Raw genomic sequence first — 13546 nt, 5'->3', positions numbered from 1 at the left:
TATGGTAAAGAGTTATTAAAGTTGATTATATGTAATTTTTGTGGATGTAAGTGTATAGCATGATGTATGAAGGTAGGCAATCCGGATTATAAGTTTTTAATTTTTAATCAGTTAAGACTTTTATAACAATAGACCCGCGGCAGGTATGGAGAAAATTCTGCAGCATTTAACACATTGCGACAATATTTTTTTAAATACTAGGTGTATGGTGTAATAGTAATGCGGTATTACGGAGCTGTATTCTTTAGTGATATTACTAGGATATCATATACCATGACACGCTAACCATGACGATTTAGCGTTCAGTGTACTAGATCTGGATTGAATCAGAGAGATACAGCAAGTATATAAGCATCAAAATTAGTTTGATCGAATGCCGTTCAGACCATAGAACTCAGGCATCATAAATAATAGTAAGATTTTATTGGAAAATAGTAGTGGTAATGCACACCATATGTTTTTAAAGAGTGTAAATACACAATATTGTATATATCTAGCGTAGAGTGTTTTTAAAGAAAGGCATTACATAAGTACTATGTGAGGATGTGCGATTCCCACGAGTTTCGCTTTCTTATCATCGAGATTGGGAAAGAAAATACATAATTTGTATTATTTTGTAAGCGAAAATGTATAGTGCGAGTATGAGCTTTCTAATGAAAATATACAGCAGATATGCCAAGCCATAACATTTATGCTCAATGTTTTATACAGACGATTGTCAGTGCTTTTTTTGTATATGAGTATGCATGGGTACAGAATAATATACATGATTACTTCATTTTTATTGAATAACTCAATGTGAAAATAATTCTTTGATTTTTGTGTTTTTGGGTCTCTATCAATATTTATAGTAACACACAGAGTGATGTTTATAGTTTATAAATACAAGAAATAGAAATATTTAAAAAATACATACGATTGATATCATTATACATGTCTGAAACAGATGGTAATCGCGGTTATTCATAGTCTTTGTAATCTGTTTATTATAGAATTTCCTTCTATAATTTTATTTGATTTCAAATATGTGTTCTATATATTCTGAGTAATTTAGATGTTTTATTTTTAAGTGTTTGTATATTTTCAATAATGTAGTATTAATGAGTGATTGCTTCTGTTTGTGAACGTCTACAGACGTGGTTGTATACTTAATATCTCAAGTGAATATCTGGGGATAATAAATCTTAGTTCTTTTGCTTTTTTCTGTGTTTAATGTACTTAAAAAGTTTATTTTGGTACAAAAAGTAACATTTTTTTGATCTAGCGGTGTGTGTCTATATAGTTTATAAGTTTTCTTCTTTTGCAGATTCCATTAGATGATTAATTTGTTTTGTGTCAATACGATGATATAAAGTTTTAAACTCGTTTATCTTATGATTTAGCAATGGATGTTCAATATTTTTCCAGAGAATTTTATGATTTAAAAACTTTTCAGATCTTTGAGTAAGTGATGGAACAACTGGTTGAAGCCAGTTTATTAATATATAGAATAGATTAATACCCATTGAGCAGATTTCTTGTAGTTCAGTCTCGCGCCCTGTTTGTTTTGCTATCAGCCATGGTGCTTTTTGATCAATATAGCGATTAGCAATATCAGCCAGTTTCATGATTTCGCGTATTGCATGATTAAATTCACGATTATTCCAGAAATTACCAATGGTAGTAGAAGATTCAATGAAGGTGTTATGTAGTTTTTTATCATCAATGGTATGAGATAATTGACCAGCAAACCTTTTATTAATAAAAGAGGCTGTACGTGCAGCTAGGTTAACAATTTTATTAACGATATCACTATTTACACGATGTAAAAAATCTTCAAGATTTAAGTCAATGTCTTCAATATGCGATGAAAGTTTAGATGCGTAGTAGTATCGTAAACTATCGGAATCAAGATATTGAAGCCACGTTTTCGCTTTAATAAAAGTTCCGCGTGATTTTGACATCTTAGTTCCATTTACTGTGAGATGGCCGTGAACAAAAAGGTTTGTGGGGGTCCGCAGTTGACTCCCATTTAAAATTGCAGGCCAGAATAAGCTATGAAAATATATAATATCTTTACCAATAAAGTGATAGAGCTCGGTGTCAGAATCTTTTTTCCAAAAAGATGCAAAGTCAATGTTTTTACGTTTCTGACATAAGTTTTTAAAGGCTGCTATATAACCAATAGGAGCATCTAGCCAGACGTAAAAATATTTACCTGGTGCATCAGGGATTTCAAAACCAAAGTACGGTGCATCACGTGAAATATCCCATTGTTGTAGGCCGATATTAAACCATTCGTAGAGTTTATGAACGATTTGTGCTTGCAACATACCAGAGTCAATCCATGTTTTGAGAAATGAAGTGAACTGTGGTAAATCAAAAAAAAAGTGTTCAGAACTACGTAAAACAGGGGTAGTGCCAGATAAAACAGATGTAGCTTCAAGAAGTTCAGAAGGATTATAGATTGCAGAGCAGATTGTGCAGCTATCGCCGTATTGATCTGGTGATTTACAGTGCGGGCAGATGCCTTGTACAAAGCGGTCTGGAAGAAATATTCCTATATCTACATCATATAGTTGAGTGACCATACGTTTTTTAATAAAACCATTGTTTTTTAATCGTGTATAAATTAGTTCAGACAAATCACGATTTTCTTGACTATGAGTAGAATAATAGTTGTCGTAGCTAATATTAAATTTTGCAAAATCATCTTGGTGTTCTTGACTACTTTGTGCAATTAATTGTTCAGGAGAGATTCCTAATTTCTTTGCTTGTAGCATTACAGGCGTTCCATGTGTATCATCAGCACATATAAAGTACACCTGATTGCCGCATATTTTTTGGTAACGTACCCAGATGTCTGCTTGGATATGTTCTAGCATATGACCAAGATGGATAGAGCCGTTTGCATATGGCAGAGCACATGTTACTAATATTTTTTTTTCAACTGTAGACATAGTCAAATTAAGTATACCTTGATTGATAATACAAATATAAAATCTTATCATAACTGATAATGTATTGCTGCGTAAACACTGTCGTGTATTAAAATAGATATTTTCTTGTATCTTAAGCATAGCAAGTGCATTATGGGGCGATGATAGATATTATTCTAGGTTAGCTTTTGAGCGTTTCACTCCTGAGTTTACATACGAGGCTTGATATATTGGAAATGAATGGCCGGTATAGAACAATCTAGAGTACTTTTATTATTTTGTATTCAAGAATGATATTCTTAGAGAAGTTGTAAGATGTATTTAGATTATATTATTGTGCGATGGGATCGTGCATTTTCTATGCATGTTCGACACTCCCTCATAATTAAATTGATGTATAGAGATAGATACTGCTAGAAAAATTCTGAATCAGGAGATAGAGGCAATAACCATGACTACTAGTAGGTGGAGCTTGGTAAAAAGAATATCATCTTTTAGAGTATATTGATTATAAGATTTATACGCGGAAGATTTGGTGTAAAAATAATATAGAGGCATATAACTGTATAGTGTGTATGTGGTTATATGGGCATCAAAGAGAATTCAACTATCAATTACGGTCGTCCTAACACCACAATATATGTAGCAGAGAACTTTTTGTTAAGTGTGTATCTAAATAAAAACACGTTGTAGAAAAGACAAGAAAAATTGTCGTGGTATTAAAATGCTTGAAGTGATTGTAGCATAACCAATTTGATTGTAGATCCAGTGTATATAACATGTTTTTATCGGAAAAGTAACGTATCATTTAAGCTTGTTAAAAATTTTTATACAAATATGCATGTGTGTTATTAGCTATATGTTGCAACAATATAATATTAAAACTCTGCACCAGAAGGACCATATGTGTTCGGCCTAGTTTAGCCATCGTTTTTTATTGTAGTCGATATAGAAGAGATAACAATGCATGTGTATAGTGAGTATAAATAGCAATCACAATAGGTGTGCAGCGAAAAATAAAAATGCTGCATTGTAACAACGCGTAGTGATATTATATAAAATATTTTTGTCGTGAATATTACGTGCTGAGATAATCTTCAGTGAAGATATGGAGACAGATATATTGATAGCAGTGTATACTTTTCTTTTAAAATGATTCAGCGAGATTGTCAAGTATAAGTGATGATTGATTCAGTGTTAATTATTTAGGTAGTCATTATGAGTAAACCAATTGTATTTAGCGGGGTACAACCGTCAGGTGAATTAACTATCGGGAATTATATTGGTGCACTTCATCAGTGGATAAAAATTCAGGATGAGTACCGCTGTATATATTGTATTGCTGATTTGCATGCTCTTACGGGACGACAAGATCCAAGAGCTTTACGCCAGGCTACGTTAGATACAATAGCAATGTATTTAGCCTGTGGAGTAGATCCTCAAAAAAGTATGATTTTTCTGCAGTCACAAATACCTGAACATACTCAGTTGAGCTGGGTTTTAAATTGTTATACGTATCTTGGTGAATTAAACCGTATGACTCAATTTAAAAATAAATTATCGAACTATGCGGAGAATATGCATTCCGGTTTATTCAATTATCCAGTGTTAATGGCATCTGATATTCTCTTACATCAGGCAGCCATCGTGCCTGTAGGTGCAGATCAAAGGCAGCATTTAGAACTGAGTCGTAATATAGCCTTACGTTTTAATCAGTTATATGGTGATATATTTATAATACCTGAACCATTATTTCCGCAGTGCGGTGGCCGCGTTATGTCGTTGCTCAATCCCACCACAAAGATGTCTAAAAGTGACCGTAACCATAATAATTTTATTAGCCTTCTAGAAAGTACGCAGTCAGTTCGAAATAAAATAAAAAGGGCTGTCACAGATAGTGAAAACCCCCCAGTGATTCGTTATGCTCCAAAGGAAAAACCTGGTATTTCAAATTTGTTAGTAATCTTATCGGCTATACGAGGTGTATCGATAAGTGTACTGGAAGAGGAATTTTCTGGTAAGTTATATGGTCATCTGAAAGATGACACAGCGGAGGCAGTATCTGAGATGGTTAATAAATTGAATACAATGTATCATGTTTATCGTCATGACGAAAGCTTTCTTTGTAATGTAATCCATCAGGGTTCAACAAAAGCACGTATGGGCGCTCAAAAAACATTACACAAAGTTTATGATGCTCTTGGTTTATTTATTGAATATTAGATGATTGCTTACCTCCTAAGGTGACTCATCGATATGGCATTTTACAATGTTAGTCTTCTGCTTAAATTGTAGGATTTGAAGAAATATATATTTTGTCTATGATTCAATCTTTAGTTCTGAATATATTTTGCATGCATCGAATGTCCCATTACATTGATTTCAACAGTTTTTATTTTTATGAGAGAGTGAACATATTATAATATTTATTTGCAGGCGACCTATAGATATAACACAGTATAGATATTTTATATATTTTACAAATGTGCATAGATTAACAATCAATGCTCAGTGAGAAAGAGTGTATGAATTTTTGCCATGCAAGTTTTTTCTTAATAAAAAACTCTTCAATATCAGTAATACTGTGCTATTTCTTTTTATTTGGATATAAATATGTATAAAAGATGATTTTGCAATTGTGAATTATGAGAAATCGATTCTAGATAACTGTATTTTTAATGCGCATATAATTCATTTGAATTAATGTAAAGTTAGTTTTTAGATATTGTAGTTAAAATAACATATAGAATTTAGAACAATATGTGATGATATCACTAAGTCGTATGATATAGTTTTTATTATACTGCATGCTCAGTGATATTCATGCAATCTTTCAGATTGCATGAATATAATATATTGTAATAATAATTTCTATAATGAATAATTATATTGTATCATATGTTTTTAAAATAAATACATGATGTTATGACATCTGACAAAGATTGCATTTAAATATTAAAGAGTGATTCATACTATGATATGATCGATTTCTTTGATGCTACAACACTAGTTATACATATAATTTTTGTTCTAATATAATATGCAATTACCAATCTTATAAAAGAAAAAATAAATATATTATTGAGCAAATAAATAACATAATGAGTAGGGTATAAATTATTTGTTAAAATATACTGACACATCTATCTGAATTTATGTAGATGTTTTTATTAAAAAACTGTAAGTCAGAAATATTATATAAGGTAGATATATATTTTTATACTAGTATGATGTGCTTAACAATTGATATCTGTGTCTAACAATAAAAACCTATAACGAATCTCATTACAAATTATTAGCAAGTTACAATATTAAACTTGATAGCTTTACATGCCACTTTGTGCTGTACTAAAAATAGTTTGCTGTGTACAAGAGATTCAGAAGCATCATTAGACGTCACAACTAATTTCTTTCACAAATGAATGATTACTAAGAGCTTGATCTGATGATTTTAGGAATAAGGTCTCCGTAGTGTTATAGACTCAGAAGTAGACTACTAGTCATGCGCTATCTCTAATACGAGGTAGATCCGAGAGACTTATGTTGAAGTATGATTAATCTGCATGTATAAATAATTAGCTATTCTATGATAGGATATTCAGTTCATTTAAAACTTTTCGGGGAAAGAGCAATGTCACGAATCTGCCAGGTCACAGGCAAACGCCCCATTACCGGGAACAACCGTTCGCATGCTATGAATGCCACAAAGCGCCGCTTTCTACCAAATTTACATTCTCATCGTTTTTGGGTAGCAAGTGAAAAACGTTTTATTAAACTACGGCTGTCTGCTCAAGGCATTCGTATTATTGATAAAAATGGTATTGAACTAGTGTTGGCAACATTACGAACACGTAGAGCTAATGATCCAACACACAAGGAAATACAATATGGCTAAAGGTGTACGTGAAAAAATTAAGATGCTTTCGTCTGCCGGTACAGGTCATTTCTATACCACGACTAAGAACAAGCGCAACAAGATTGAGAAATTAGAACTGAGAAAATTTGACCCAGTAGTGCGTCGTTACGTATTGTATAAAGAGGCTAAAATTAAATAATACATTTTGAGTGCAAAATAGAAGCCATGTGTAGAATCTATATATCTATTATCACAACTCTAAACTTATCGATAGTGATAGCATTATAATGCGATGGTATCCATGGTTGAATAGCAGCTACCATACAATTATTACGCAGCACATAGCACACCGTGGTCATCATGCGTTGCTAATTCAGGCTCTACCAGGTATGGGAGTAGAGATTTTAATTAGAGAAGTAGCACGATGGTTGATGTGCTATGACCGACAAGGCGTAAAAAGCTGTGGGCAGTGTCACTCTTGTGGGCTCATGCTGTCTGGAACCCATCCTGACATGCATAAGATAGAGATACAAAAAAACACTAATACGATTGGAATTGATATAGCACGTGGTGTTATAGCAAAACTTTATCAGCATTCCCATTTAGGTGGGGCAAAAATAGTATTGTTGCTAGACGCTTATAAGCTCACAGAATCTGCGGCTCATGCACTGCTAAAAACCTTGGAGGAACCTTCTTCTAATACCTGGTTTTTTCTTACAGTACACGATCCTTCATATCTTTTAATGACACTACGTAGTCGTTGTCTATTATTAAAACTACCCATACCCGATGAGGCGTTTAGTTTACACTGGATAAAACAGCAGCACTCATCTGAGCATAATGGATGTCACACAGCTTTACGTTTATCTTCTGGTGCACCTTTAGAGGCACTCGAGTTATTAACAGGATCATCATGGAAACAGCGTTTATTGGTATGTTCTAGGTTGTCTGAAGCATTACATGGTGATCTTTTGAGTTTACTACCTGTGCTTAATGATAATAATGCGATAAAGCGTATTAACTGGCTATGTTCTCTATTGATTGACGCAGAAAAATATCGTAAGGGTGCAGGAGAGTTTGTGAGTAATCTTGATAATCTACCATTAATCATAAAAATTGTAAGATTGTTATCGAGCCCTATGCTGCATGAGAGTCTCGATACTTGGACCAGATGTTATAAAAGATTATTAACGATAGAAGGCGTAAACTCTGAATTATTATTAACAGAACAACTTTTACGTTGGGAGCGCGCACTAAAAAAATAGCATTTACTTTTGAGTAAAGTTATATTTGACATATCGTTTAAGAAAATAGTATTACAGAAGTATTTGATATATGACAAAGACACATGTGTGATCTTTTCAAGAAAAAATATTATATTATGTATTTAATATGAATACCGGTGATGTATTGGATTGTGGTCACCTATCGAGTAAATGTCAGCGAGATAAAAGATTTTTTTTATAAGCTATGATAGGAGCTTGGTTACAGTATTCTAAAAACATAGATAGACTGTTTGACGCTTTAGAAGAAAAAGAGATGTCATAATAGATATATATATCATTGCTGATGGATGTTAGGCGTGCTATGCAAAACGTACGTCTAATAAAGCATGAGTACATATTTGCGAATCTCAGTATTTCAGAATAGGATATAATCATTCCGTATCATTTATTATTTCATAGGTAGTACATAACGAGTAATTTTAGTATGGTAGTGAATCAAATGATATACGGATTATACCATTCTATGAATTAAGAATTTATTTTTATTATGGCATGAATACATCGATAGTATTTTACACTGTGAGTGTACTGATCTTAACCGATTGTGAGAAGACTGTATTATGATATATTTCACATTTTCTTAACCTCTTGAATCGTATAGAGTTTTTCTAGATAATATCACTATTATTCTTCATTCCTATCATGATCTAGTGATCATTTTGTGTGTTGACAATTTAACTGCTAGGATAATAGTATTATTGATTGTATGTATACTGAGGTTCCTGTGAGTGTGTGATACGGTGAGCATTTTGACTAAAGCTGCTCGAGTGTTAAAACTGTTAAGGGAAACTTACAGTCAATAGATAACAGCAGTTTAGGGGTATATGCATTCACAACCCGTTGGATTTCCTAGCATAGATGAATACATTTATCACGTTATCTTTATGTGATTTTAATACGCAATATGATAATGATATGTTATAAATTATATGGGCGATGCTATTTGTCTCGTTTTGATTATTATGGAAGCGTCAAAGAGGTGGAATGGTAACTATTTTTTGCAGGATATACATTTAATACAGTTAATCTAGCGTGATCAAGAGTACACAAAAAATGAGTATTATTAGAGATCTGTATATTAATGTGAATTAATATTATTAATATTTGATGTATCTTACTCAAGATCATCGTATCTGTGATACGAATGTTTTTGTTAGGTAGAGGAATATTGCGATCATAGTATGTGGCTACAATTAATAGGCTGTTTTTGTAGAACTTATGCAAAAGTAAAAGTTTTTCATGAGTTTCTCCGATAAATCATATGAAAACTATACTAGCATTGAGAGAGTAGAAGTATTAAGAGGCATAAATTGTATTATCTTTATATTCGCTCACAGAAGGCAGAGTTTTGCTGTATACAAAGAACAATGGGATCACAGTTTATTGATTTTTTATATCTCATTTATTATAGAATGTGGAACTTTAGACAAGCAATAAAATCTAAAAATGTATAGCGGTAAAATGGCTGTTCAAGTATTGCAGATAACAATCATTTCTTAGACTTCACATCATTGAATATGACAAAACCCGTTTATTGTAGTGGAAAGTTTTTAAAAAAGATGTCAGCTGTAGATTACTTACACTCTTTATTTTTTACATACGATAAGTATTGTAATGCTAATGACAACAAACACTATACTTGGTAGAAGAGCTCCTAATATCGGAGAAGCATGACAAACTAAACTTAATAGGCCAAAAATTTGATTGAGGATGTAAAATAGGAATCCAAAACTAATTCCCGTAACAATTTTTACACCCATAGACGTTCTTCGCAAGGGCCCAAAGATTAATGATAATGACATCAGCATCATTACTATCAGAGATAGTGGTTGACATATTTTCCCCCACATACTGAGTTGATAACGCGTGCCTTGTTGACCACTTTGGTCTAAATATTTTAAATAGTGATACAATCCCCGAATGGATAGTGTTTCTGGATTAAGAGTGAGTATTCGTAATTTATTAGGTGTAATCGAGGTGTTCCACTCGTTATGCACAGTGTACGTATTGCAAATCTGTGTTATCTGATTGAGATTAGACTGATAGACCTCTGATAAATCCCATAGTTTTTTATGTGCATTATATTTACCAGATTTTGCATATTGTACAGTATATAGGTTTTTATTGTTACTAAATTTATATATACTAATACCAGTAATTTGATTATTTGTATGTATCTTTTCAATAAAAATAAAATTTGTATGTTCCCGTATCCAGACGCTCCCTGTAGTAGAGTACACTGCTGTATGCATTAACTTTTTGATTCGATAGTTACGTGCAATGTCCACTCCTAGTGGAGTAATAAATTCACCGATGAGCATCATTATTACGATCAGAGGGAAAGTGATTTTCATTACTGATCCTATAATTTGCATACGTGTAAAGCCAGCCGCTTCCATCGCAATAAGCTCTTTATTCTGAGTTAATAGTCCTAGTCCTATTAAAGCACCAAGTAGCGCCCCCATTGGAAAGAATATCTCTATGTCTTTAGGTATACTAAGAATAGTATATAGTATTGCACTGAGTAAGTTGTATTCACCTTGTCCTGTTTTTCGTAATTGATCTACAAATTTAATCGCACTCGATAGCGATACAAGCATCAATAGCGTAGAAAGTATTTGGTTTGCGATGGTTTTACCAATATATTTGTCAAAAATATTCAACATGTTTAGATTAACTCCTACGAACACACCATTCTCTGAATTTGCGAAATAAGGTGGTGTCCCATAAATTTAATATTATTGCAATTCCTAGATAAACAATATTGATGATCCACATTGAGATAGCAGGGTTAATCTGTCCCTTTCTACCACCAGACTGCATTAAGCTCTGCAGTAAAAAAAAGATTAGATAAAGAAGCATTGCCGGCAATATAGAGAATATGCGTCCATGACGAGGATTAATCGTACTTAATGGTATTACTATTAACCCCATTACTAACACTGCAAATACTAATGTTAAACGCCAATGTAATTCACTACGATAATTGGGAGCATAAGTGTTAATAACCCAGAGGGCAGGCAAACTCATTTGTTCAGCATTATTAAAACTTTGTGTAATTTCAGGAGGATGAATGATCGCTTGATACGTTTTAAAATTTGTGATACGGAAATCATGTAGAAATGGAGTTCCTTCAAAGCGAAAGCCAGTATCCAAAGTTACTATTTGTGCACCATCATGTCTTTGTCCTATATAACCTTTATCTGCAATAACTATATATGGTTGCATATTTCCTTTGTTTTTTGATTGAGCAAGAAAAATATTTGTGAAGGTTTGTGGGTTTATTTTTTCAATAAACAACACTATACGTCCATCTGGTGATTTGTGAAATTTTCCTGCCATTAGTGATGTAATACTGAATCTTTCTTTGGCATGCTGTATAATTTTATTTTGATATTGCGCAGACCAGGGCCCTATCCAGCCATTGTTCAATGTTGCTAATAGCGCGGTGACAAGTATTAATATCATAGAAGATTTAATCAGTATACTTTTACCTAAGCCGCAAGCGTGCATGGCTATAATTTCACTATTAGTATATAATCGTCCAAATGTGATTAAAATAGCTAAGAACAAGCTTAAAGGCAGGATAAGCTGCGCCATCAGTGGTATACTCAGACCTAATATTGTTAGCACTATATTGATGGGAATATCACCTTCTACCGTTGCCCCGAGTATCTTCACTAACTTTTGACAAAAGAAGACTGATAGCAGGACAAATAAGATAGCTATTTGGTTTTTTAGTGTCGCCAACACGAGATATCTAATAATAATCATACTAATTATACTTATAACAACTGGAGTTTTTTAGGATAAAATTTCGTTTCACTGTGTATACGCATTCTGCGGTATTTTTTTAGCATCATCGATCCTCATCATCATGCATTGTGCGAGCTAAAATGTTTTTATGCAGGACATTATGAATCCTAAAACTATAATTGCGATTGAGTGAATATGATAATATATCTATGTGCATGCTAGGAGAGCATATCATCTATAATATTTAGAAACGCACAATATTATTAAGTGTATTCAACATGTATGATCATAGTATCTTTTATATTTAATGATGGTCGACCTATATAGTGGATGCTATATGTAGATAGAAGTGATAATTTCATAATCATCTACTAGATTATTATGACTGATATTGAAGTTTTATAATTTTTCGTTTGTGAATTGAGCTTCAACAACACACACTGTGTTATTAATACTAAATATGTTTCCAATAATGAGACTAAATATCACTTTCATTATTCTTTTGAAAAGAAGTTTGTTTTGCAATCAATTGTTGGATTCAGTTCCATGAGCATTCTTGTTACATATTGAGCGAGAGTGTATATCTCTATGTGTAGTAGGATTACAAGACAATATTTCTGGGTTATATTCAATAAATATTGCAAGTATAGTATGATGTATGAGAAGTGTCATAGTATTTTGAGCTATTTTATTTTAAAACGCTAGTGTCTATGGATGTAGACACAAGTTTATTTAATTATATTATGGCATGGTAAAATTTATGAACCATGTAGATTGTTAGATTGAGTTATCTCAAGAGCATAAAATGTTTAGAGTAAATGCTCTAGAAACATCTATGTTTTTAATAATCTTGACTTTTTGAGCACTTATTCTGAGATTGAGAGGAATTATTGTAGTATGTTTTTAACAAGTATAAAAATATTGTTTTTTTGGGATGGTGGTCATAACTTCAATAGCCTGCAACTGATGCAGTGACCAATGATAGTATTCCAGTGTGTATTTTGTTTGTGCTATAGTTGTTTTTCCATCGTGTGACTACAGTAGATAGATGATGCTTAGACTTATTCATATCATTTCAAGGTTTTTACCTTGCTTATCAGAGAAAGCCAAGCCTGAGTGTTTATTTATGACACTGCAGTGTTTATAGTATGTATCCATTTTTTATATAGAATATATGCGGCGTAGTCTTTATGAATAAATTTGTGTAATGGAGAATGTTCATATATGTATGAGGCATGATTCACGGATTGTATTGTATTTTTTCTGATTGTATACGCTGATAAATTTCTTCACGATGCACCGAAATATTTTGAGGTGCGTTGACACCAATGCGTATCTGATTGCCTTTTACTCCTAGCACAGTAACAGTAACCTGATCGCCAATCATGAGAGTTTCACCTACTCGACGAGTTAAAATAAGCATTTTGATCTCCTAAACAGATTAAGTTAGTGTGGCATATTCTCTCTCAGAGTGCTAGTGATGTATTAGCATATTATGCTATATACTAGATGAGGGAGCACATATTGAGTATATACTCGGGGTAATTGGTTAATATTATTTTAGATTACATTCATAGTGTATGCTGCGCTTGTTTGATTGTTGACTATAGACGGAGCGTTTTGATACTAGTGTTTTTATACAAAACGGTATCTATTTTAGAGCTTTGATTGTTATATACGACGTTATTGTTTGCGATATGTGCTAGAATATAGCGTAACTGTACATCTAT

Annotated in this window: 7 protein-coding genes and 1 pseudogene; 4 read left to right on the top strand and 4 right to left on the bottom strand. The window is 32.7% G+C overall.

What is annotated here, in order from left to right; genetic code table 11:
- Nucleotides 1–1292: 1292 nt before the first annotated feature.
- A pseudogene (gene metG / locus ERCIKOCA2762_RS02930) lies at nt 1293–2939 on the bottom strand (methionine--tRNA ligase); the annotation flags it as partial.
- A gap of 1197 nt (nt 2940–4136) precedes the next feature.
- On the opposite strand from metG, the gene trpS reads away from it, so the two are divergent.
- From trpS to ERCIKOCA2762_RS02910, 4 genes are all read left to right on the top strand, one after another.
- Nucleotides 4137–5141: a tryptophan--tRNA ligase gene (gene trpS, locus ERCIKOCA2762_RS02925; RefSeq protein WP_157988675.1), complete on the top strand. Its 1005-nt coding sequence runs from the start codon at nt 4137–4139 to the stop codon at nt 5139–5141.
- A gap of 1408 nt (nt 5142–6549) precedes the next feature.
- Complete coding sequence (gene rpmB / locus ERCIKOCA2762_RS02920) at nt 6550–6813, top strand: 50S ribosomal protein L28 (RefSeq protein WP_157988674.1); 264 nt, start codon at nt 6550–6552, stop codon at nt 6811–6813.
- Complete coding sequence (gene rpmG / locus ERCIKOCA2762_RS02915; RefSeq protein WP_157988673.1) at nt 6806–6973, top strand: 50S ribosomal protein L33; 168 nt, start codon at nt 6806–6808, stop codon at nt 6971–6973. Before rpmB ends, rpmG begins: the two co-directional genes overlap by 8 nt.
- Nucleotides 6974–7061: 88 nt before the next feature.
- Nucleotides 7062–8039, top strand: coding sequence for a DNA polymerase III subunit delta' C-terminal domain-containing protein (locus ERCIKOCA2762_RS02910; RefSeq protein WP_157988672.1), 978 nt, complete (start codon nt 7062–7064; stop codon nt 8037–8039).
- Between the two features lie 1607 nt (nt 8040–9646).
- On the opposite strand, the gene lptG is transcribed toward ERCIKOCA2762_RS02910, so the two are convergent.
- The 3 genes from lptG to csrA all read right to left on the bottom strand — a co-directional run bounded on the left by lptG (nt 9647) and on the right by csrA (nt 13239).
- Entirely contained in the window at nt 9647–10726 is a 1080-nt protein-coding gene (gene lptG / locus ERCIKOCA2762_RS02905; RefSeq protein ID WP_157988671.1) for an LPS export ABC transporter permease LptG, read from the bottom strand.
- Between the two features lie 7 nt (nt 10727–10733).
- Nucleotides 10734–11834 carry an LPS export ABC transporter permease LptF gene (gene lptF / locus ERCIKOCA2762_RS02900; RefSeq protein ID WP_157988670.1) on the bottom strand — a complete coding sequence of 367 codons (1101 nt, stop codon included), beginning with the start codon at nt 11832–11834 and terminating at the stop codon, nt 10734–10736.
- Nucleotides 11835–13056: 1222 nt separating this feature from the next.
- On the bottom strand, nt 13057–13239 hold the full coding sequence (gene csrA / locus ERCIKOCA2762_RS02895) for a carbon storage regulator CsrA (protein ID WP_157988669.1): 183 nt from the start codon (nt 13237–13239) through the stop codon (nt 13057–13059).
- Between the last annotated feature and the right edge of the window lie 307 nt (nt 13240–13546).

Source organism: Candidatus Erwinia haradaeae (assembly GCF_900698935.1).
In the GTDB taxonomy this organism is placed as follows: domain Bacteria; phylum Pseudomonadota; class Gammaproteobacteria; order Enterobacterales; family Enterobacteriaceae; genus Erwinia_E; species Erwinia_E haradaeae_D.
Note: the sequence above shows the minus strand (reverse complement) of the source record. Positions and strands in the feature narration are given on the sequence as shown.

Bases quoted from the DNA above. Each gene is read 5' to 3' on its own strand.
- trpS (WP_157988675.1), top strand. From the start codon at position 4,137: ATGAGTAAACCAATTGTATTTAGCGGGGTACAACCGTCAGGTGAATTA.
- rpmB (WP_157988674.1), top strand. From the start codon at position 6,550: ATGTCACGAATCTGCCAGGTCACAGGCAAACGCCCCATTACCGGGAAC.
- rpmG (WP_157988673.1), top strand. From the start codon at position 6,806: ATGGCTAAAGGTGTACGTGAAAAAATTAAGATGCTTTCGTCTGCCGGT.
- ERCIKOCA2762_RS02910 (WP_157988672.1), top strand. From the start codon at position 7,062: ATGCGATGGTATCCATGGTTGAATAGCAGCTACCATACAATTATTACG.
- lptG (WP_157988671.1), bottom strand. From the start codon at position 10,726: ATGTTGAATATTTTTGACAAATATATTGGTAAAACCATCGCAAACCAA.
- lptF (WP_157988670.1), bottom strand. From the start codon at position 11,834: ATGATTATTATTAGATATCTCGTGTTGGCGACACTAAAAAACCAAATA.
- csrA (WP_157988669.1), bottom strand. From the start codon at position 13,239: ATGCTTATTTTAACTCGTCGAGTAGGTGAAACTCTCATGATTGGCGAT.